The 20,165-nt window shown below is 67.2% G+C and carries 17 protein-coding genes and 1 pseudogene; 5 read left to right on the forward strand and 13 right to left on the reverse strand.

Annotated elements, in window-relative coordinates; translation table 11 throughout:
- Nucleotides 1-906 (forward strand): endo-1,4-beta-xylanase (locus tag ACFYON_RS27240; RefSeq protein ID WP_387321153.1); only part of this gene is annotated, 906 nt, incomplete at its 5' end.
- Between the two features lie 119 nt (nucleotides 907-1,025).
- Here ACFYON_RS27240 and ACFYON_RS27245 read toward each other — a convergent pair.
- From ACFYON_RS27245 to ACFYON_RS27260, 4 genes and pseudogenes are all read right to left on the reverse strand, one after another.
- Nucleotides 1,026-2,027, reverse strand: a complete 1,002-nt coding sequence (locus ACFYON_RS27245; RefSeq protein ID WP_357711861.1) for a hypothetical protein — start codon at nucleotides 2,025-2,027, stop codon at nucleotides 1,026-1,028.
- Between the two features lie 75 nt (nucleotides 2,028-2,102).
- Complete coding sequence (locus ACFYON_RS27250; protein ID WP_355093952.1) at nucleotides 2,103-2,621, reverse strand: cupin domain-containing protein; 519 nt, start codon at nucleotides 2,619-2,621, stop codon at nucleotides 2,103-2,105.
- A 268-nt stretch (nucleotides 2,622-2,889) separates the two neighbouring features.
- A complete protein-coding gene (locus tag ACFYON_RS27255) occupies nucleotides 2,890-3,180 on the reverse strand; it encodes a hypothetical protein (RefSeq protein WP_387189059.1) in 291 nt (96 codons plus the stop codon).
- Nucleotides 3,177-3,545 (reverse strand): annotated as a pseudogene (locus tag ACFYON_RS27260) (hypothetical protein); the annotation flags it as partial. The pseudogene ACFYON_RS27260 and the gene ACFYON_RS27255, both read right to left, overlap by 4 nt.
- Before the next feature lie 463 nt (nucleotides 3,546-4,008).
- Between ACFYON_RS27260 and ACFYON_RS27265 the strand changes: the two are divergent.
- On the forward strand, nucleotides 4,009-5,427 hold the full coding sequence (locus tag ACFYON_RS27265) for a helix-turn-helix domain-containing protein (RefSeq protein ID WP_387189062.1): 1,419 nt from the start codon (nucleotides 4,009-4,011) through the stop codon (nucleotides 5,425-5,427).
- Here ACFYON_RS27265 and ACFYON_RS27270 read toward each other — a convergent pair whose 3' ends face one another.
- The 4 genes from ACFYON_RS27270 to ACFYON_RS27285 all read right to left on the reverse strand — a co-directional run bounded on the left by ACFYON_RS27270 (nucleotide 5,428) and on the right by ACFYON_RS27285 (nucleotide 7,311).
- Entirely contained in the window at nucleotides 5,428-5,994 is a 567-nt protein-coding gene (locus ACFYON_RS27270) for an NUDIX hydrolase (protein ID WP_355095900.1), read from the reverse strand.
- Nucleotides 5,995-6,183: 189 nt separating this feature from the next.
- Nucleotides 6,184-6,441 (reverse strand): Txe/YoeB family addiction module toxin, encoded by a 258-nt coding sequence (locus ACFYON_RS27275; RefSeq protein WP_354875019.1) that lies wholly within the window; start codon nucleotides 6,439-6,441, stop codon nucleotides 6,184-6,186.
- Complete coding sequence (locus tag ACFYON_RS27280) at nucleotides 6,438-6,713, reverse strand: type II toxin-antitoxin system prevent-host-death family antitoxin (RefSeq protein ID WP_354875021.1); 276 nt, start codon at nucleotides 6,711-6,713, stop codon at nucleotides 6,438-6,440. The genes ACFYON_RS27275 and ACFYON_RS27280 overlap by 4 nt, the downstream gene beginning before the upstream one ends.
- Nucleotides 6,714-6,804: 91 nt before the next feature.
- Complete coding sequence (locus tag ACFYON_RS27285) at nucleotides 6,805-7,311, reverse strand: hypothetical protein (RefSeq protein WP_354875023.1); 507 nt, start codon at nucleotides 7,309-7,311, stop codon at nucleotides 6,805-6,807.
- A gap of 161 nt (nucleotides 7,312-7,472) precedes the next feature.
- Between ACFYON_RS27285 and ACFYON_RS27290 the strand changes: the two genes are divergently transcribed.
- The 3 genes from ACFYON_RS27290 to ACFYON_RS27300 all read left to right on the forward strand — a co-directional run bounded on the left by ACFYON_RS27290 (nucleotide 7,473) and on the right by ACFYON_RS27300 (nucleotide 9,355).
- Nucleotides 7,473-7,910, forward strand: a complete 438-nt coding sequence (locus ACFYON_RS27290) for a hypothetical protein (protein ID WP_354875025.1) — start codon at nucleotides 7,473-7,475, stop codon at nucleotides 7,908-7,910.
- A gap of 344 nt (nucleotides 7,911-8,254) precedes the next feature.
- Nucleotides 8,255-8,647 carry a hypothetical protein gene (locus tag ACFYON_RS27295; RefSeq protein ID WP_355095902.1) on the forward strand — a complete coding sequence of 131 codons (393 nt, stop codon included), beginning with the start codon at nucleotides 8,255-8,257 and terminating at the stop codon, nucleotides 8,645-8,647.
- A 159-nt stretch (nucleotides 8,648-8,806) separates the two neighbouring features.
- Nucleotides 8,807-9,355 carry a hypothetical protein gene (locus ACFYON_RS27300; RefSeq protein WP_387321155.1) on the forward strand — a complete coding sequence of 183 codons (549 nt, stop codon included), beginning with the start codon at nucleotides 8,807-8,809 and terminating at the stop codon, nucleotides 9,353-9,355.
- A 97-nt stretch (nucleotides 9,356-9,452) separates the two neighbouring features.
- Here ACFYON_RS27300 and ACFYON_RS27305 read toward each other — a convergent pair whose 3' ends face one another.
- The 5 genes from ACFYON_RS27305 to ACFYON_RS27325 all read right to left on the reverse strand — a co-directional run bounded on the left by ACFYON_RS27305 (nucleotide 9,453) and on the right by ACFYON_RS27325 (nucleotide 20,155).
- Nucleotides 9,453-11,279: a hypothetical protein gene (locus ACFYON_RS27305; RefSeq protein ID WP_357711852.1), complete on the reverse strand. Its 1,827-nt coding sequence runs from the start codon at nucleotides 11,277-11,279 to the stop codon at nucleotides 9,453-9,455.
- Nucleotides 11,280-11,502: 223 nt separating this feature from the next.
- Entirely contained in the window at nucleotides 11,503-12,339 is an 837-nt protein-coding gene (locus ACFYON_RS27310) for a hypothetical protein (protein WP_357711850.1), read from the reverse strand.
- Entirely contained in the window at nucleotides 12,336-14,297 is a 1,962-nt protein-coding gene (locus ACFYON_RS27315) for an AAA domain-containing protein (RefSeq protein WP_387321157.1), read from the reverse strand. The genes ACFYON_RS27310 and ACFYON_RS27315 overlap by 4 nt, the downstream gene beginning before the upstream one ends.
- Nucleotides 14,287-16,395, reverse strand: a complete 2,109-nt coding sequence (locus tag ACFYON_RS27320; protein WP_387321159.1) for a DUF4011 domain-containing protein — start codon at nucleotides 16,393-16,395, stop codon at nucleotides 14,287-14,289. The genes ACFYON_RS27315 and ACFYON_RS27320 overlap by 11 nt, the downstream gene beginning before the upstream one ends.
- Nucleotides 16,396-16,741: 346 nt before the next feature.
- Nucleotides 16,742-20,155 (reverse strand): DEAD/DEAH box helicase family protein, encoded by a 3,414-nt coding sequence (locus ACFYON_RS27325; RefSeq protein ID WP_387321161.1) that lies wholly within the window; start codon nucleotides 20,153-20,155, stop codon nucleotides 16,742-16,744.
- Nucleotides 20,156-20,165 lie beyond the last annotated feature (10 nt).

A 20,165-nucleotide genomic window follows, 5' to 3' on the forward strand; every position in this document is an offset into this window, starting at 1 on the left:
TTCCGTACCGCGCGGGCGGCCGACCCGTCGGTGAAGCTCTGCTACAACGACTACAACATCGAGAACTGGTCGTACGGCAAGACGCAGGGTGTCTACCGGATGATCCAGGACTTCAAGTCCCGTGGGGTGCCGATCGACTGCGTGGGTCTGCAGACCCACTTCACCGGCGGTAGTTCGCTGCCCAGCAACTTCCAGACGACGCTGTCCAGCTTCGCCGCGCTCGGGGTGGACGTGGCGCTGACCGAGGTCGACGTCACCAACTCCTCGACCAGTCAGTACGCCGGGCTGACCCAGGCGTGCCTGAACGTGCCGCGTTGCATCGGCATCACGGTGTGGGGCGTGCGTGACAGCGACTCCTGGCGCTCCAACGAGAGCCCGCTGCTGTTCGACGGCAGCGGCAACAAGAAGGCCGCGTACAACTCGGTCCTCAACGCCCTCAACGCCGCGACGCCCAACCCCACGCCGACCGTGACCCCGACCGTGACCCCGACCGCCGGACCGACCACGCCGCCGCCGACCAGCGGGACGAACCGGATCGTCGGCAGCCAGTCCGGCCGGTGCATCGACGTACCGAACTCCTCGCAGAGCAACGGCACCCGGGTGCAGCTCTACGACTGCCACGGCCAGACCAACCAGCGGTGGACAAACACCTCCAGCCGGCAACTGACCGTGTACGGCTCGATGTGCCTGGACGCCGCCGGCTCCGGCAACGGCTCGGCCGTCCAGATCTACAGCTGCAACGGCCAGACGAACCAGCAGTGGAACATCAACTCCAACGGCAGCATCAGCGGCGTGCAGTCCGGCCGCTGCCTCGACGTCTGGGGCACCGGCAACGGCCAGCAGGTGCAGCTCTACGACTGCAACGGCCAGGCCAACCAGCGGTTCCAGCTCGTCGCCACGAGCTGATCGACGTACCGAAGGCGCACGACGGGCGGACCCACCGGGCCCGCCCGTCGTGTCTCTGCGACAGCGACGGACCGGCCGGGTCAAGGCTCAACGGTCGGCTCACCATTCCCGGTTGGCGATCAGTTGCCCGTCGCCGCAGACGCGGCCGATGACGTCGCGGCGCGGAGCGGCATCAGGAAGGGGACGGTGTTCAGCGCCGAGGCGCCGAACCGGAAGTACGCGAAGAGCACCGCGTGGACCCAGGCTGCCGGCCCGGTCAGCCGCAGCGGTTCGGTGTCGGCGAAGAAGAGCACCACACCGTGGTGGTCGAGGTGGTATTCCAGGACGCCGGCGTGGTCGAACGACAGCCACCGACCGAAGGAGTGGCACCAGGTCCGGGTGGGGGTGAGCACCACCCGGGTGAGCTGGTGCTCGCGCCACTGCGGGCGGGCCAGGCGTTCGGCCCGGGACCGGGCACTGGCGTTGCCGACGGCGTTGGCGAGCAGGGCGCCGGTGACGAAGGCCGTCGACCCGAACGCCACTGTCGAGGTCTGCTGGTAGGTGACCGTCGAGCCGTAGTGCCGCGCGTAGTGCAGTTGGGCGTCCAGATACACCGGTTCGTCGGTGAGGAACCCCGGGGCGGGCACGGTGTCCGGCTGCCCACCCTGGGACAGAAATTCGAGGGTACGCCGCGCGGCGTCGCTGCCGTCCGCCCATGCGGTCGACAGGGCGCTGACGGTGGGAGGCGGGAAGAGCCGGCCGATGCCGTAACCGGCGGCGTAGGTGACCAGCGCCCACGGGGCGGCGAGTCCGACGACGGCCACGACGAGCCATCGCCGGCACCCGAAGCCACGCCGGCGCCGGCCCTCCCACACGCCCACGCACAAACCGGTGATCAGGGTCGCGGCGAGGTAGGCGATGGCGACCAGGGCCAGCGTGCCCAGCAGAACACTGCTTCCCGAACACGCGTCGGGCATGTCGAGGTCGGGGTCACTGATCCGCAGTCCACGATCCCGGAGACACCGGTCCATCGAGCGGTACGACCGGTCGATGCCCCACACCAGCGCCGGGGTGACGACAGCGGTGGCGGCGGCGGTGAAGGTCCAGTGCCGGCTGGGCGGCGGCGGGGACGCGAACGACATGACCGACCGCTGCTCCCTCTGTCACCGCACTACGCTCCGACGCGCGATGCTACCGCTGATCGATGCGTGGTGGGGCTACGGAAGCAGCAGCTCCGAGCGGTACTCGGCGGCCAGCGCGGCGGCCCGGTCCCGGCGCTCGGCCTGCTCCTCCTCGGTGAGGGCCGGCGGCGGCGAGGTGGGACCGTCCACCCGGTCGCCGACGCGCAGGAAATACTCGTCCTGCCCGGCCGGCGTGCACATGCACAGCAGTCGCGCCGGCTGGTCGAACGAGTTGCGGAAGAAGTGCGGCGCGTTCGCCGGGATGTTGATCGTCTCCCCGGCCCGCGCGACGGTCTGCTCGCCCCGGAACGTGAACTCCACCGCCCCGTCGAGCACCGTGAACATCTCCTCGAAGTCGTGCCGGTGCGGAGGCGGCCCACCACCCGGCGGAACCCGCATGTCGATCAGGCAGTACCGGCCGGCCGTCTGCTCGCCGGTGACCAGGATCGTGTAGGTGCCGCCCGCGATGGCGAGGTGCGTGAGGCCGGGGTCGACGGGACGGGCGTGGACGAGGGCACGGGTCGGATCGTCGGACGGGATCGCACCGCTGGCCATCGGCTCTCTCCTCGATCGTCGGTCTGCGGATCGATACCCCTCATAGCCATCCGCCAAGCCGCTAAACCTGGTGCTCTCGGCTGCGACCGCCAGGATCCGCCGCGCCGAGCGAGTCGGTCAGGTTCCGCTCGGCGGCATCGCCCTCATCAAGCTCTGCCATCGATCGGCGCAATGCGGCGGCGTTGCTCGGGTTGCGAAGGAGGTACTCGGTTTCCTCGACTCGCCTTCCGCCGGCGGCACGATCATCACGGGCTTCTGGCCGGATCGGTCATCGTTTCCTCCGCGTCATCGGTGAGGCGGACGAGTCAGTGTTCCGTACTCCTGGCGTCGGTAGAGCCGTTTCCCGCGTCCAGCCGAGAAAGCGGCGGTGCAGCACGCCGGCCGGCGTGCAGGGCATGTCCTCGGTGGCTTGCACGAGGTAGGAGCCGAGGTAGAGGGCCAGTGACACCGGAGCGTCGGCGTACTCCGCGCGCAGTTCCCGCTTCCGCGTCGGGCACGGCCAGGGCAAGGCGCAGCCACCGCAGCTCCAGACCGGCATGACCGGGCCGTGGGTGGTCACCGCACCCCCTCCAGGAAACGAGCGGTGATCGCACGGGCCTGCCGGCTGGTCGCCCATTCCACCTGCCAGCACGGGTACGGCGTGAGCCGCGACCACCAGGCGCGGCAGCCGATGCACATGCCGTCGAAGCCTCGGACATGCACGGCCAGGATCGCCTGCTCCTGGTCGTCTCTCATTGCGGGTCCTCTCCCGGCCAGTGGCCACGATTGATGGGGATTCGGTGCCGGACGCGACAGGGCAGATCGGCTCCGCAGCGGCAGATTCGTCGCCATTTCCGCCAGCACCAGACCGGCCGATGCCGCCGGGCGAGAGTGAGGGCCGTCGCGACCAGGTAGTCCTCGTACGAGACGTGCCGCCTGCTCGGAGGCATCCGACCAAGCCCGCCGGCGGACATCCGGCTCACCGCTGCTTTGTCGGCACGTCCGGCGCCGGCCCTCGGTCGCCCTGGGATCGCCGTAGCTGTGCTGCGTGGTCGAGTAGCCGCTGCCGAGCGGCCGCGTACTCGGCGTCCTGGTGCTGCTGCCCCGTCCGGGGCGGTCGTGAAGGCGCATGGTGCCGGAGCAACCACCTCAAGAACTGACCCAGGTGGATACACATCGTCACGAAGCTGCCCGCTCAGAGTCGGAGACGGCGTCGCGCTCCCGCACGTCAGGCGGGTCATCGACATCGAAGTCCATGCCGCATACGGTCCCGCCGACCGAGCTGCGGCGACCATGTCGAGAGGTCATGTCACGGTGACATGAGGAGGCTCGACCTGCCAGTACACCGCCCGTAGGCTCCGGGCTGAGCACCTTGGGTAGTCGCCCGACAACGCTGGGAGCGGTCGTACTGGTGGAGAATCTCCGAATACCCGACGACCTCTGGTCGCGAGAGGACGTGCACACCGCCCTGGCTGGCCGTGACATCGGCGCACTGTTCCGGCTGCTAGCCCGGCACACGGGTGCAAGCCAAACCCGCATCGGTGCGGCTGTCGGCCTGGAGCAGGGCTACGTCAGCCGGATCATCGCAGGCCGGCGGGTGACCTCGATCGACGTCTTGGAACGGATCGCCACCGGTTGTGGCATGCCCGACGACGCCCGGATGACGCTGGGCCTCGCGCCCCACCAGCGGTCATATCGCCCGGCCATGGCGGATCAATCCCGCGGTCGGCATGGTGACGTGCCGGCCAGCCGGTCCTGGCGCGAGGACGTCCGGGCCGCCGCGCAGCTATGGGAAGGCGATGTGAACCGTCGAGACATGCTTCGCCAGACAGTCTTCAGCTCCACGGCATACACCCTGCCCGCCCTACGCTGGTTCACCGCCACCTCGGCACAGCCCGTCGAGCAGGAGGGGCGCCGGGCAGTCGGTCAACCCGACATCGAGACCATCCGCCAGATGACCGCCACCTATCGGCGACTCGACAATCAGTACGGCGGCGGGCACGCGCGCGACAACGTCACCCGCTTCCTGCACCACGAGGTCACACCCCTCATGATCGAGGGCCGGTACGACTTGGCGACCGGCCGCAGGCTGCTCACCGCCGTTGCCGAACTGACCCAACTCGCCGGTTGGCAGGCGTACGACATGGCCGAACACGGCCTCGCCCAGCGCTACCTCACTCAGGCCCTGGACCTGGCCAGAACGGCCGGCGACACCGGGTTGGGCGCCGAGATCCTCGCCGCGATGAGCCACCAGGCCACCTACCTCGGGCACGCCGCAAGCGGAATCGACCTCGCCCGCGCCGCACGGCAGACGGCACAGCGCGCCGGACTCACGGTGCTGACTGCCGAAGCGCTGGTCATGGAAGCTCACGCTCACGCTGTCGCCCTCCACGAACGCGACTGTGCTGCCGCGCTTCACCAGGCAGAGCACGCCCTCGACCGCGCGGACCGCAGCAGCGACCCGCAATGGCTCGGCTACTTCGACGAGGCGTACCTGTCAGCCAAGTTCGGCCACTGCTTCCACGCGCTCGGCCAACACCGTCGAGCCGAACGCTTCGCCGCTCGCTCACTGAAGATGGACGAGCGCTACGTACGCGGCAAAGCCTTCAACCTCGCCCTGCTGGCCAGCGTCCACGCTCGCCACGGCGAGCCGGAACGTGCCAGCGCCATCGGCACGGAAGCCCTCACCCTGACCACGCAACTACGGTCGGCCCGTGCCGTTCGCTACGTGCGCGATCTGCAAACCGGTCTGATGTCCCACCGCCGTCGACCAGCAGTACGGCAGTTCATCACCCGGGTCGACGCGGCACTCGGCCAACGGCGCTGACTACAGCTCACCCTGGGCCCTCCGCGCCACCAACTCCAGCACCGCGATCACCGTGCCCGCACCAACGATCTCACCCTCGGAGACGAGCCGCCGCGCCTCCTCCAGCGGAATCCAAGCCACCCGCTCGGTCTCGTTGACGTCCACCGGAGCGCCGATGTGCTCCGCCTCCCGGGCGAGGAACAGCAGGTTCTCGGCGTCCGCGGTCGCTACCCACGGCTGAAAGGACAGCAACGGCTCTACCGCCTCCGGACGCCACCCGGTCTCCTCCTCGACCTCCCGGATCGCGCACCTCGCTGGATCTTCGCTCTCATCGACGTAGCCGCCCGGCAGCTCCCAGACCCACCGGTCGAACACGAACCGGTGCCGCCGCATCAGCAGCAGCCGCTCCTGACCGTCGAGCACGGCAACCATGGCCGACCGGGGTGCCCGGATCACGTATTGCTCGAAGCGGACTCCGTCCGGCAGTTCCACATCCGCGATGCTCAACCGGGAGCGTCTGCTGCCGTCGACAACCCGCTCGCCATGAATCGTCCAACGTGTCGACCTGCCGGCCCGTTCGTCCGTCACACGGCCAGTATGCGACCTCTGGGATCTGGCGCCAGGGACTCAAACCCTGTACCTGTGGACTGTCGGCGGTCAAACGGTGTTGTGGGAGGTCATTGGGGGCTGCTGAGGGCGTCGACTAAGGACTGCGGCCGCTATATTGCCAGGCGCTCGGCCGACGACGAGCGGCGCTCCTGGCCGCGGCCCAGTCCGCTACCGGTCGGCGTAGTGGTACCGGCAGGCGATGATCTCGACATCTTCCTTGCTGATCCGATACACCAGCCGGTGCTCACGATCGATCCGTCGCGACCAGAATCCGGACAGTTCTCCTCGGAGAGGTTCCGGCTTGCCGATGCCCTCGTATCCGTTGCGCATCACGTCCGCGATCAGGTCGTTGATGCGCTTGACCAGCTTTCGGTCGGTGTGGCTGAGGTACTGGCTCCAGGCCGTCGCGGTGAAGACCAGTCTCACGCGATGTCCCGCACCGAGGCTGGATCGATCAGCTCTCGCTCGGCCGCATCACCCTTCTCAAGCTCGGCCATCGACCGGCGTAGCGCTGCGGCGTTGCTCGGGTTGCGGAGGAGGTACTCCGTCTCCTTCATCGATTCGTACTCGGCAAGCGGCACGATCACCACGGGCTCGTGGCCGGAGCGGGTCACCACCACTTCCTCAGCGTCGTTGATGACGCTGTCGAGTTCGGCGGCGAGATTCTGCCGTAGCTGGGTGAAGTTCACGGTCCGCATGGTCACCTCCGAGGCATGTACAGAAAAGTGTACCTCGCCGGGTTGGTGGTACCTCACGCATCGCGGACGTTCGGTGGGGAGTTCAGGCAGATCAGTAGCCCGGCTGGTCGTCGGCGGCGAGACGTGCTGCTGCCTCGGCTGGTGAGTCGTCGTAGCCCGGCCGAGCCAGGAGAGCCGACTGGAAGAAGTAACCCTGTTCCTCGTCCGGGTCGTCGTCTGCGGCGAACGGTCGCCACAGGGCGAGGTACAGCTCCCGCGCGGTGAATCCGTCGTCGTCTTCGTTCGGCCTGAGGTCGACATGGCGACGTAGGCGCTTCACGACTTCTCGCGCGGGCAGGCCGAAAAGGTCCACGTCCAGGTATCTCACGACGTCCCGTTCGGCGGGGCGCCACACCTCGATTCCGTTTACCCGATCCCTTGTCGGACCGACACCGAAGCCCAGGCTGAACCCCAGCCCGCTCCGCAGGTGCAGAGCAACCTCGCCGTAGGCGGTCGAACTCAGCGGGCCTAGCGTCTCGAGCGCGGCACGGGCCTCGTCGATCGTCATCCCGAGCCGCAGCGGGCCGACCCCGTGCGGTGGATCCAGGACGAACTCCATCTGCTGATGGTCGCAGCCCTTCCATGGAGGCAAGAACACCCACGCCCCGAGACAGTCGGCATCACCGACCCCGCCCACCGCCAAGCCGCCGCCGACCTGCGCGACGGCAGATACAGGCTCACCTATGGCTGTCACAGGAGGGGGCGTGCATAATCCTCGCCATGAAAAAGATGAAGATCACTAGCAGGGGCGGCGCCGCGCTCGCCATGGTTCTCCTCGTCGGAGGGATCGCGACCCCGGCGCACGCGGCGACAGGACCGGAAATCTGTGGCGGCTCGGAGTACATGCGAATTGCGGCGCACGAACTCTCCAACGGCCGTCTCGTGGTCTCGAAGCACCGGAACAGCAACACCATGTGTGCTGTCACCTTCAACAGCACCGGCACGACGAAATACACCAGAGCGACGCTCGTCAGGGTGCCCGCGGGTGGCGGGGTGACGTACGGATCGAAGGAGGATGCGGGCCAGTACCGCCAGTACGCCGGGCCGATCTACCTCGCGAACCAGTACCCGAACAACGACTTCTACGCCGAAGGCCAGGTCGGCGGCAACAGCGTCCAGCTCTACTGCACGCTCACGTACTGCGCCGTTCCCCGCTAGCCCAGGACGCGGTGAACGTCCTCCACGCCTCCGCCCTGGCCTGCGCCGACCTCTCGGCCGACGCGGGCCAGGGGGTGTGCCTTGAGGACGCGGGGCGATAAAGGCGATCTCCGAGGTGACGTGGCGGTTGATCTTGGCCGAGCATGCGGTCGTGGTCGCTTAGCGGCCGGCGGATCACCGCCCGGGATGCCCGGCAGACCTGTGCCTCGCTCCTGGCGGACCTGGACGTGCCTGAGCTGGAACGGAGTGGGGCGGAGGTACCACCATGCGAACCACACCGCCACGATCGCCGGTGACCCGCTACCGCTGACTATGCCCAGCTCACGCGGATCGGGCGGTGCCCGATGAACCCGGCCCGACCGACCGAACCGCCGGTGTGGTTCACCGGTGCGGAAGAGATCAACCCGTTCCAACTCCTTCTTGATCTTCAAGAGGATGCCGCGGCTCGGACGCCGGAATCCGGACGCGTTGCCGTCCTGGCGGAGCTGGCGTTGTCCGCTGCGGTGGTGTCCTGGTGGACTCGCTGGCAACCCACGATGATCCACACTGCGCTGCGGGCTCGCGCGGACCTGACGGACATCGCGAAAGCGACCGGTCTCGACGCGGGCGAAGTCGTCGACCGCCGGCGGCGTTGGGTCGATGTCCAGACGCGGTTGGACATCGGCGGACGTCTGCCTGTGGACCCCGTCGAGGTTCGCGCCATTGAGCGACGGCTCGGGCCGGGGGTGGTTCGATGACGCCGACCCGGCTTGCCCGAGACATGAGCACGGTGGCGGTGGCCGGGATTGCTGCCTGGTCGTCGTGGAGTCACATGGTCGCCGTGGCGTTGAGGTTCGGGGAGCGTCCCGAGGTCGCCGCTGTCGGTCGACGGGATGCTGGTTGTCGCGTCGGCGGCCATGGTCGAGGACAAGCGCGCCGGTCGGAGGGTGCGCTGGTCAGCTCGGACGGCTTTCGCGGTCGGGGTGGCAGCAAGCGTGGCGGCGAACATCGCCGCCGCCGAGCCAAGCCTCGGAGCGCGGATCGTGGCGGCCTGGCCAGCGGTGGCGCTGCTGCTGGTCGTGGAGATGCTGGCCAGAGCGCAGCCGCTCCCAGGCAACGGCCATCGGACGTCAGACACCGCCCAGCCGCCTGCCTCTGACGCTGCGTCTGCGTTGCCACTGGTGTCGCTTCCGTTGGAACTTGTGACCGAGATGAAGGAGGCGCAGCTGGCTGGGGCCTCCGACGGTCCGGCGACGAACCAGGTGTCGGCGCCCCTCCGGCGGCAGACCTCACGACGCAAACGGGTGACGGGACGCGCGGAGCGGACAGCAGACGTTGTAGCCCGGCTGCGTGCCGAGCGTCCGCAGGCCAGCCCGGCCGAGCTGGCTCTGGCCGCCGGCGTGTCCGAACGGCATGTCCGACGCCTCATGGCGGAGAAGGCCCCATCGAATGCCAGCGGCGGGTAAAGCTCTACCGCGCCACCAGCTGACTGGTGTATGACCCGAGTCAGGCGTAGGTACCGCAGCCGCCGACGCCGTGGCTCAGCGATTACCTTCAGGGCCGTCAGTTCGTCTGTCCGGTCGGTAGGTGCCGGCCGATGTAGCCGACATAGATCCGTCCGCTCTGTGCCGTATCGTCGTAATAGTGCATGCGAGGGCTGATCATCGCGAACTGAGCGATCTTGAAATGCGCACCCATGAAGATCTCGCCCGCCGGAATGACGGAGACCGGCACGGGTAGCACCCGTTTCCTCCAGAACGCCGGGTTGGTTCGGACCTCCTCACTCTCGTCACGGGCGTGTCGACGCGTCGACCACTGGTGGCAGCCATCCGGAGTGTTCTCCAGGAAGCCATTCACGTCCCGAGCCCAGCGCCCGTCTGCCTTCGCCGCTGCATAGTCCTGGAGCACCAACAACGCGTCCCAGGTCTTCGAAGCCCAGGCGCCCAGGGGGTCGTTGCTGTCGAGTTCCTCAGCGCAGTCAGGATCGCCCGTGAACACGACGTGCTGGAGTCTTGGCAGCCAACGGAGCAACTCGCCGAAGCTGTCCGGCCGGGAGACGTCCGCTTCCGATGGCTGTGCCGTCCAGGCCACCTCTGCTTGCCCGATAGAGGCGAGCCGGTGGCGCAGCGTCCGCTCAGTCTCCGCAGACCGGGTCAGGCGTTCAACCGCGTCCCGGTTCTCGATCTGCTCATCATCCAGCTGCCATTTGACGTCGTGATACGCCTTCTGTGTCTCATCGAGTTCGGCCTGGAGCTGCGCGAATCGGGCTGCGATGTCTTTCTGCGCCTCCTGCGATGACCGACCGACCTCGATCAGACGCACGATCTCGTCGATCCCGTCGACGGTCAGGTCATCGACCCCCACCTTGATCTTCAGGTAGTCCAGCAACATGCCTTGCTGCGCGCTGGCGCCACCTTGCCGGCGATCACTCTCTCGCGTCTCGACGGCCGCTGCCTGGGGTTGCGACGGAACGAGCGATGGCCGCTTCGAACTGACGTCGCCGAGCCGGTGCACCAACATGTCGTCAGCGATACGTTCCAGCATCCGGTGTACCCGCGCCGCCGATGCGGGTAGCGGTTGTTCGAGAGCCTGCAGTTGGGCGTTGGAGGCGAGGACCCGCGCGAGCCGGGGCTGTTCGTTGTCGTCGGCGATCCGCTCGGCGCTCAGCACCCGGTGCCGCAGCCCGTCGACGACGGAGTCTGGTTGCACCTGGGAGCGATAGGTACGAAGTCGGCCGGGCAGTACGAGGTGGGCCTGGCCGAGCCGGTCGTTGAGCAACTGTGTGGCCTCCCCGTCCAGCACGTAGCACGAGGCCATACCGATGGTGAACCGGGTCAGGTTGGCGATTCGGTTAGTCCATGGGACTGAAGGCAGCGAGTCGTCATTGCCTGCGACGAAGACGACACCTCGTCGCTCCGTGTCGATGAGGGCTCGGTGGACCTCGTCGACTTCGTCGCCCCGGATGACGATTGGTCGCGTCGTCAGACGTGCGGCACCGTCCCAGGCATCGATGATTTCGAGCATGGGCGCAAGAAAGCGAGGGGTGCCTGCGAGGCGGGGGCGGCTGCTCGGGTCCTCGCTGTCGGGGTCGGGGGATTCGATGTCGATCCAGGCCCACGCCGCCCGCTCTCTCGCGTTGGGCGAGTGTACGGTCAGTTGGATGATCCACTGCCCGTCCGGCTTCGTTTCGACGATCCGGACGCGCGTTGACGTCGATCCATCCTGCCCCTCGTGCTGCAGTAGGAGGGCTCTGACGTTGTCGCCGATGGTCGCCCACTGATTCTCTTGAAGCGCAGACGGATCCCAGCCCTTGGGGCCGGCGATCCAACGATCGAGTTGTTCCCGTACCAGTGGCTGCAGATGGTTCCGTTCGCGGTGGGTCGTGAACACAGACCTGAAACCGAGCATTGCGCCGTCCTGAGGGGTTACAGGCGAGAGGGCTGCGCCGAACGCATCGCCCCACTCGCTCGATGCGGCCCCGCTGACCTCCCCCTGCTACTCCAGCACCTGGTCGTGGTTCGGAAGCTGGGGTAGCAGCGGCAGCGTCGAGGGCGACATCTGGACAAGGAAAGGTCAATCCGCTTGCTTGCTGGTCACCGAGATGAGCTGTTGATCAAGCTGCGGATTCCAGGTCATTGAGGAGCGCATGTACAGGCGCCCAGCACATTCGCACCGTGTCCAGGTCGGGCACGAGCCCGTAGTCGATCTGGTGACGGGGGTGAACGAAGTTGCGGTAATCCCGGACCTTCTCCATGAAGTCCTTGGCGTCGGTCTGGACCCACTTCTTCCGATGCGCGTACTCGAGGAGCAGGTGAAGGCCCGCTCGTTCGGCCCGAACCCGTCGGCCGTTACGGTCGACCAGGCCGTTCCTTCGCACGGTCTCGTCGCGGTCGGTAACCACGACGTGCAGCAGGCCTTCGACGAAGCTGCCGATGCCGATGATCGCCAGTGCGTAGGCTCCGTTGTTCTGGCAGATCGACGCTTCGTCGGCGCGTGCCATGAGGATGTCGACCGCCTTGCTGTTGGGGGATAGTCGTCGCACCCGTTCGTGGAGGTCCGGGGGCGGCCCGTACAGGGGAACGTCACTGCTCTGGCTGAGTTGACCGAGCACGGGGCGCCCGCCGACGTAGGTGATGGTGAGCTGTTCGGGAGCCAGGATGCGGTTCAGCTCTTGCGCGATCGGTTCGGCGGCCTCGATGCCGCCGTCGTACTCCAGCGGATCACCGATACGACAGAGCAGGCGGTCGAGGGCGGCGGCGTCATCGGCATGGCAATTGAGTACTTCAGTCAGCCAAGGGATCCTCGGAGAGCCGTCGTACTGCGGATCTCCAGGCCACCGGACCCGATGCAGGAACCGCTCGATCTGCGTACCGGTCCGCTCGTAGGGACCATCGACGTCGCAGATCAGGCGGGCGACGCGTTCCAGAGTGAGCGGGTCGAGGGCAATCATCGGGACACCTCCCGGTCGGCGCGCTGCTGCGCGATGTCGAGTGCTTCGGTCAGGCGCTGGAGGATGATTGAGCCCCGCTTGCGGAAGCCGAGCTCGGTCATGGCCTCCTGGAGGCGCTCATCCCGATCGCGCTGGAGCTGATCGCTCACCAGCCAGGTGCAGATCTGTACGAGCTGTTCCCGCGTGTAGTCGGTGATCCGCAGACCGATCGGCACGTCGGGGCGTGGGCCACGGCGGGTCGCCTGCGGCGTCGGTTGCTGAGCGGGCCGGCGGGCCGGCGGTACGGGGCGGCTCGTCGCGGCGTGGTTGGCGCGGTCGACCGCCTGCTTCCAGCGCGCGACGAGTCGGGCGGTCTGGCCTGCCGGGTCCACGTACCAGTCGGTCGACCAGATGCGGTGGAACTCCCACCCGAGGCGCTCGAGGTGCTGTTGGCGCAGCCGGTCACGGTCCCGAGCGCTGTGTGCATGGTGGTACGAGTGACCGTCGGTCTCCACAGCGAGGACCATGCGGCCGGGCTGGTCTGGGTGGGCGAGGGCCAGGTCGATGCGGTAGCCGGAGACGCCCCACTGCGGCACGGCGTTGATGCCCCGCTGTTGGAGAGCCTTCAGGACGCTGCGTTCGAGGCCGTTGAGCTCGACCCCGGTGTGCTGGCGCGCGCCGAGGTCGCCGCCGAGGTCGACGAACTCCAGGTAGCGGCGGAGCAGTTCGGGCCCGTGGTTCCGTGTCGCCGCGGTCTGGTTCGGGTCCATGTCGTGGTGAGAGAAGGCGCTCACCACGGTCATCCGACTCCGCGCTCGGGTGACCGCGACGTTGAGGCGCCGCTCACCCCCCTCCTGGTTGAGCGGTCCGAAGCGCAGCGGAAGTCGACCGTCTCTGGTCTTGGCGTAGCCGATACTCAGGATGATGGCGTCCCGCTCGTCGCCCTGGACGTTCTCCAAACTCTTGATGAAGAACCGCTGGCTCGCGGCCCGGTCCTGGGAGAAGAAGTCGTCGAGGTGCTCATGCTCTCGGCGTCGGCTGCGCAGGGTCGCCTCGATCCGCAGGGCGTGCTTCTGCCCCATCGTGATGACGCCGAGGCTCTCATTCGGTCGCTGCTCGGCATGCTCGAGAATCAGCTCGACCGCCCGGTTCACCTCCTCCGTTGATGAGCCGCCCTGCCCGGGGGCGACACGGCCGTCCACCGTCTCCAGGCACAGCGGGCTCTCGACCTGCACGCCGGGGAACGTCACGAGGGACCGGTTGTAGATCTCGACGTTCGAGAACGCGATCAGGCGCTCGTCTCGGCTGCGGTAGTGCCAGGTCAAGCGGTACCGGTCCGAGATGAGGCCACCGAGGACGTCAAGTACGGACTCGTAGTCCTCAAGGCTGTCGTCGACGAGATCATCGTCTTCGCCAGCCGGGCTCTGCTGAACGAGGCGCCGGAAGAACGGCGTGGGTGGGAGCTGCTTCGGGTCGCCAGCCACGACGAGTTGGATGCCACGCATGATCGAGGCGACCGCGTCGTGCGGCTCGATCTGGCTCGCCTCATCAAAGATCACCACGTCGAACGACCGCTCGGCCGGCAGGATGCGGCTGACCACCAGTGGCGACATGGCCCAGCACGGGAACGCGGCGAGGAGCACCTCCGGCGCGCTGCTGAGCAGCTTCCGAAGAGAGAGGTGCCGGCTCTTCTTGGCCGCCTCCCGCCGGACGAGGCCGTTCTGGTCGGGATAGGCGTCTCGCGCCTTCCGCAGGTTCACTGCCACGTTGCGGCGCACGTGCCGGGCGGCCATCTCAATGTGCCGGCTGTCCGCGACACGGAAGTCCTGGACCACCGCGGCATGCTGCTGCCCAACGAACTGACCGAGGTACGGGACCCGCATGCGCATCTCGTCGAGGACCACCTGCAACCAGCAGCGCAACAGGGTGTCGGCTGCCTCATCGCTTGAGACCTGCCGGGTGGCCAGGTCATCGAGCATGTGGCCCAGGCCGCAACGACCGGAACAGCTGCTGCTGTTTGTTCAGGTCAGGCATCAAGAACAACGTCTCGCGGTCGGCGTTCAACTCGGCGAGGGTGTTGGCCGCAGTGGTGGTGGGCCCACGCTCAAGGCCGTCGATCCGGGCACATGCCGCCACCGCAGCGAGATGGTTACGCACCTGCGTGAAGGACGACATGCACAGGTCGGCGCCCGCCAGAGCAGTGGGTGCGCTGTCCTGACGGCTGAGCTTCCGCCACCGCTCACGCTGGCCTGCCGCGGCGACCAGGCCCTGATACATCTCGGATCGGCTCTTGGGAGGGGCCGGACAGGTCCGCCGCAGCTCGCGGCGCAGTTGGAACCGGCGGAAGATCCCGAGCGGCTCGGAGCGGCGCGGCCGGGATCGCCCTGGTGCTGTCGCGTAGACGAAGTCGTCCAGATCCGGGCCGAAGACCTGCTCACCGTAGCTGGCAATGGTGCGGTCGACCTCGCTGAGCAGGTCGAACAGGTCCCTCCACGCAGCGAGGTCGTCCGGCACGTCCAGCCCCGCCCGGTCGACCAAGTCCCGGATCTGGCGCTGTGCACCCTGTAGGGCGCCGGCCGCGAGTTCGTCGAGATGCACCAGCACCTTGCCGACATCGTCTGGGGTGCGGATGGCGGCCTTCGCCCACGGCGACTCCCCGCGCCAGATCCTCAGGCCGCCACGATCCACGAACGTCCGAAGGTCCTCCCGCGCGGACTCAAGCCTCGATCGGTCAAGGTTCCGCAGCTCGGACGCGCGCAGGTTATAGCCGCTGACATCGAGAGTCGGAAGCGCGAGGAGCTGCTCGATGATCTGAAAGGCGCTCACCCCCCAGGGCTGCCGTACTTCGTGCAGCTCGGCCGGGTGCCGTTTCGCCGCGGCCCGGCGGCTGTTCAGGCGGCGGTGCAGTTGGTCGGTGTCGACGGGTGGTTCAGCGCCAGCTTGAGTGAGGACATTGGCGATGCGCTGGGCGACCTGCCGCTTGCTGATCTTGCGGTCGTGCAGGTCGAACACCAGGTTGTCGAGCCCGACGTCGCCAAGGCGGTTCATCACCGCTTCGATGGCAGCCCGCTTCTCAGAGACGAACAGCACGCTGCGACCCATCGCGGCCATGTACGCGATGATGTTCGCGATCGTCTGGCTCTTGCCCGTGCCGGGCGGGCCCTCGATGACCACATGCCGGCCGGACAGCACCGCGTCGATCGCCGACTGCTGAGACGAGTCCGCGTCGTGGACCAGGAACTCCTTGGCCGGATCGATCCGATCGGCACTGGAGCTGGACCCCTGAGCTTGCTCAGTGCGCAACTGTTGCCGAGCGTCGCGGTCGCCCGCCATTGCGCCGATCACCGGATGTGATGCCAGCAGCTCAGCCGAGTTGCGCAGGTCCTCGACCATGGGCAGCTTGTCGAAGCTGAAGACGCCGGCAACCAACGCAGGCTCGAGCCGGAGAGACAGACCGCTGGGAGCGACTGCCTCGGCAATCAGCTCGTACGCAGAGCTGAGCTGCTGGTCCGGGTCAGCGATCTCGGACAACATCGCGCTCAGCTTCTGGCCGAGGGCGCTGATGTCCGCCTCCACGCCGTACTGCCGCTCCAGCGCGTACAGGAGGACGGGGTTGATCTCGGGTGACTCCGACAGCTCCAGCGTGAAGTCGTTCTCCGTCGCCGTCCTGCTATCCAACGCCAACTGCTGCAGGATCAACGGCGCCCGCAGCGGTTGCATCGGCACGGACCCACGGGTGTAGGTACCGACCATGCAGAGCAGGCCGCGGGTCACCCAACCTGCCTGGATGCCCTGCTCCTCCTCCAGTTCGACCAGCTTCCGACGGAGGCCGCGGGCAGTGTTGCAGGCGGTGCTATGCCGGTCCTGGTCCGGGAACAGCGTCCGTAGGCGAACTTTCTGTCCCTGGAGCAGATCGGCGACCGCGCCGGGAGCCGCCTCGGCGAGATCGAGGGTGGTGGTCTGTCGCTCCTTGAAGTAGAGCAGCGTGTTGCGCGGGCCGAAGTCGATCAGTTGGTCTGCCCACCGGCCGGCGGCCTGTTGGACGAGGTGGAGTACATCCGGTTGGGTCAACAGCATCTCGTCTCCAAGTCAGTCGACGTACGCCAGTGCTGATCCGCCGGGCCGTCGGCCCGAGGCAAAGCCCTCCAGGATAGGACGGATGGCATGTCGGTCGATGCGTCGGATTTCCGACAAGAACGTCATTGGAACAACTCCACTCAGCAACATCTACCGCCCGGTCGAGGTGCCGCCAGGCCGTGTCGGCTATCGATCAGGCCGGATTCGGGGGTGCCGGGGTGGGGTTTGCCCGGGTGGAGACCAACCCGTGTCGGTACGTCTTTCCGAGTGGATGTGAGGCTGCGGCAGGCCTGGCTGCACTTGCGCTCTGCGATCGGCTTGCGCCTGGTCGGGCGACGGCAAGCCGTCAGGCCGCCTCGGTTGCTGGCATAGCGTTGCGCTTAACGACGGCGAGGATCGCGCAGAGGCGGTCCACGTCCGCCGATGGGAACAGCACTTCGGGCCCGTGGGGCGCGATGGCGTTGAACGGAGACTCGTAGAGGCGGCCCGGGTCCATCACACCGTTGGCGGTCAGGTCGTTGATGATTAGGTTGATGAAGTCGAGCTGCGCAGCGTTGAGCGCCCGACCGGTCAGGAACTCGCTGAACGCTTCCCGAGCTGCCTCACGATCCAGTCCCACCATCGAGCGGATGAACAAACCGAGCCCTTCGGATGCCCGCCGAGCCTGGTCGATGTCCTGCTTGTCCCCCACGCCGCTCTCGCCGAGCATCCGTTCCAACTCGGCGAGGTCAGTACCGGAGAGCGGTCGGTTGCGGCGCAGTTTCTGCACCGCAAGGTGGTCCTCGTGGGTCCGAAGATAGACGCGAACCTTCTCGCGGAACCGGTCAAGATCGGTACCGGTACTCACCCCGGCGAACGGCATTTCGACTACCTGATCGATCTCGTCGGCAAAGTTGGTGTAGACCACGGCCCGGCGCGCCTTGGGGACCAGCCGGACGAGGTCGCGGATGCGGCGGCGGGCCAACTCCAACATGGGCAGAGTGACGTCCTGCCACCACTCGTCGCCTGCAACCTCATCGAGCAGAGTGACCCGTTCCCGGATCGCGGGGATGGTGGTCTGCTCCAGCAGGGCTGCGGCGATTTCCTGCACTTCGGTACGGTGCCGGTTGAACCGGCTATCCGGCACGAGCAGGCCAAGCTGCAATCGGAGGATGAGCAGGTCGAACCGCTTGGCCTCCTCACCGTCATCCCGCACCTCGCTGGGAAGGCCGGCAAGCTCGGTGGCGAGCTGCGCGGACACCTCCGGGGACAGCCTGTGCCAGTTCTCGAAGTCAACGAAGTACTCGACAAGCCTGCGGTGCGGGCGGACCACAATGTTGTCCAGGCGCATGGCCCGGACCCGACGGTGTAGCTCGCGGGCGAGGTCCCAGCGCAGCCCGGCCTCGGTGTGGGTACCGTCGGCGGCGTCACTGGCGGGGGCGTCGGCGGGCCAGCGCTGGTCGAGCTGGTTGACCAGCTCGACCTTGGCCTTGAAGAGCCGCTCGGTAAGCGATGGGCTGAGCGAGCCTTGAGTGGTAGGCGGGTTCTGACCGAAGTATTCAAAGTTGCCACAGAAGTCGAAGACGAAGAAGTCCTTCTTGTCGACACCGGGGGCGTAGAGGTCGGGGCGCAGCCGGGTGCCCCGACCAAGCATCTGCGCGAACTTCGTCTTCGACCGGACGTTCTTGAAGAACACCAAGTTGATGACATCGGGGACATCGATTCCCGTGTCCAGCATGTCGACCGAGATGGCAATGTGCGGCTGTCGATCCGGGTTCGAAAACGAATCGATCAGCCCCTGGGCGCCGACGATCTGATGGGTGATGATCCGGGCGAACTGTCCTCGGTAGTGCGGATAGTTGGCATCGAAGCGCTCGGCGATGAACTTTGCATGCCGGTTGTTCTTGGCGAAGATGATCGTCTTGCCGATCCGATCACCGCCCGCTACCCGGTGTCCCCGGGTCATCAGGTACTCCAGCACCTTGTCCACGGTGTCGGCGTTGAAGAATTTGCTGTTGACCTCGTCGGCAGTCACCTCGTCGGGCACGTCGCCGTCGCCCCACTCGAGGGCGTCCCACTCGTCCTTCTCGGCGTCGCTCAGCTCGTCGTAACGCAGGCCGGTGCGCTGAATCCGCAGGTCAACAGCGACAGCCCGGGGCGGAACGAGATACTTCTCCTCAACGGCCTCCTCGAGGGTGTAGGCGTCGGTGGGAACGCCGTCCGCGAGGTCGAAAAGGCCGTAGGTGTTCCGGTCGACCTCGTCCTTAGGCGTGGCGGTCAGCCCAACCAGCAGAGAGTCGAAGTAGGAAAAGATCGCCCGGTACTTCTGGTAGACCGAGCGGTGCGCCTCGTCGATGACGACCAAGTCGAAGTGACCCGGGCCGAACCGCCGCCGCCCGCCGTCGGTCTGGTTGATCAGGCCCAGCATGGTCGGGTACGTCGAGACGTAAACGCGCCCCTCGCTCACCTTGTCGTCGGTCAGCTTGACAGTGGTGGCGTGCGGCAAGTGCTCTTTGAACGCTCGAGCGGCTTGGTCGACCAGGGCCACCCGGTCGGCCAAGAAGAGCACCCGCTTGACCCAGTTGGCCCGCATCAGCAGCTCGACCAAAGCGATGACGGTGCGGGTCTTACCCGCTCCCGTGGCCATCACCACCAGGGCTTTGCGCTGCGCGTCGCCCTCGAAGGTCTCGGCGATCCGGCGAATGGCCCGCTGCTGATAATGCCGCTCGACAATGTTCCCGTCGATGGTCAACTCGGCGAGCCGGCGCCGACTCGTCCGCCGCTGCACGAGAAGCTGAAGCTCGTCGCGCGTGTAGAAGCCCTGGACCGGCCGCGGCGGGTACCGGTCGTCCTCCCACAGCCACGTCTCGTAGCCGTTGGTGTAGAAGATGACTGGGCGCTGGCCGTACGTCGCTTCCAGCGCGTCGGCGTACTCCTTGGCCTGCTGCTGGCCGACCAGCGGGTCGCGCCGGGTGCGCTTGGCCTCGACGACGGCGAGGGGCCGATCGTCGGTGCCCCAAAGCACATAGTCGACCTGGCCGTTGCCCGAGCCGCGCGGCAGGCCGCTGACGGGGAACTCGCGGTCACGCTTCTGGTCGAGCGGCCAGCCTGCCTCGCCGAGCAGCACATCGATGTAGCGGTCGCGGGTCTCCTGCTCGTTGTAGTCGTGGTGGTCGGGACGAGCGGCGTTGGCAGCCTTCGCGGCCGTGATCTGCGCCCGAAGGGCGGCGATCTGCGCGTCGAGATCGACGTTGGCCGCCTCCGCCTCTGCGAGCGCCGCATCGCGGGCGGCGAGCTGCTCGTCCAGGGCACGGATCTCCGCCCGGCTCTGGGTCCGCACATCGGCTGGACGCGGCACCAAGGCAGCGTCGAATGCCAGGGCATCCGGAGGTAGGGCGGAACGGTCGCGGGTGTAGGTGCGGGCGATCCAGTACGTCAGGTGGAACAGCTCACGAACCACTTGGTCCGCTATGCGCTCCGACACCTTCCCCTTTTCGTGGACAGCTTTGTTGCCCTGCACGCGAATGATCTGCATCTTGGCGATAAGCGTCTCCCCAACCAGCGTTTGCATGGTTGGTTCCGCAATCAGGCCGGTGAGACGGCGGTCCGCTGGCTGGCGCAGCTGGCGGTCGGCGCGATAGAGCCACTTCAGCGCTAGTTCCAGGCAGCGCCGGGCGTAGAAGCAGGCGGCACGCGGATCGACCAGGGAATTTCGCTCGGCCTGCTCGGCCTCAGCGAACAGCTCGGGCCACTCGACCCGCAGGAACGCGAAGTTGCTCATCGACGAAGAT

The organism is Micromonospora sp. NPDC005686 (genome assembly GCF_042871665.1).
GTDB lineage: Bacteria > Actinomycetota > Actinomycetes > Mycobacteriales > Micromonosporaceae > Micromonospora.

Coding starts and splice junctions, on each gene's coding strand:
- ACFYON_RS27245 (WP_357711861.1), bottom strand. CDS start 2,027: ATGTCGTTCGCGTCCCCGCCGCCGCCCAGCCGGCACTGGACCTTCACC.
- ACFYON_RS27250 (WP_355093952.1), bottom strand. CDS start 2,621: ATGGCCAGCGGTGCGATCCCGTCCGACGATCCGACCCGTGCCCTCGTC.
- ACFYON_RS27300 (WP_387321155.1), top strand. CDS start 8,807: ATGGTCGAGGACAAGCGCGCCGGTCGGAGGGTGCGCTGGTCAGCTCGG.
- ACFYON_RS27315 (WP_387321157.1), bottom strand. CDS start 14,297: ATGCTCGATGACCTGGCCACCCGGCAGGTCTCAAGCGATGAGGCAGCC.
- ACFYON_RS27290 (WP_354875025.1), top strand. CDS start 7,473: ATGAAAAAGATGAAGATCACTAGCAGGGGCGGCGCCGCGCTCGCCATG.
- ACFYON_RS27285 (WP_354875023.1), bottom strand. CDS start 7,311: ATGGAGTTCGTCCTGGATCCACCGCACGGGGTCGGCCCGCTGCGGCTC.
- ACFYON_RS27325 (WP_387321161.1), bottom strand. CDS start 20,155: ATGAGCAACTTCGCGTTCCTGCGGGTCGAGTGGCCCGAGCTGTTCGCT.
- ACFYON_RS27295 (WP_355095902.1), top strand. CDS start 8,255: ATGAACCCGGCCCGACCGACCGAACCGCCGGTGTGGTTCACCGGTGCG.
- ACFYON_RS27310 (WP_357711850.1), bottom strand. CDS start 12,339: ATGATTGCCCTCGACCCGCTCACTCTGGAACGCGTCGCCCGCCTGATC.
- ACFYON_RS27280 (WP_354875021.1), bottom strand. CDS start 6,713: ATGCGGACCGTGAACTTCACCCAGCTACGGCAGAATCTCGCCGCCGAA.
- ACFYON_RS27320 (WP_387321159.1), bottom strand. CDS start 16,395: ATGCTGTTGACCCAACCGGATGTACTCCACCTCGTCCAACAGGCCGCC.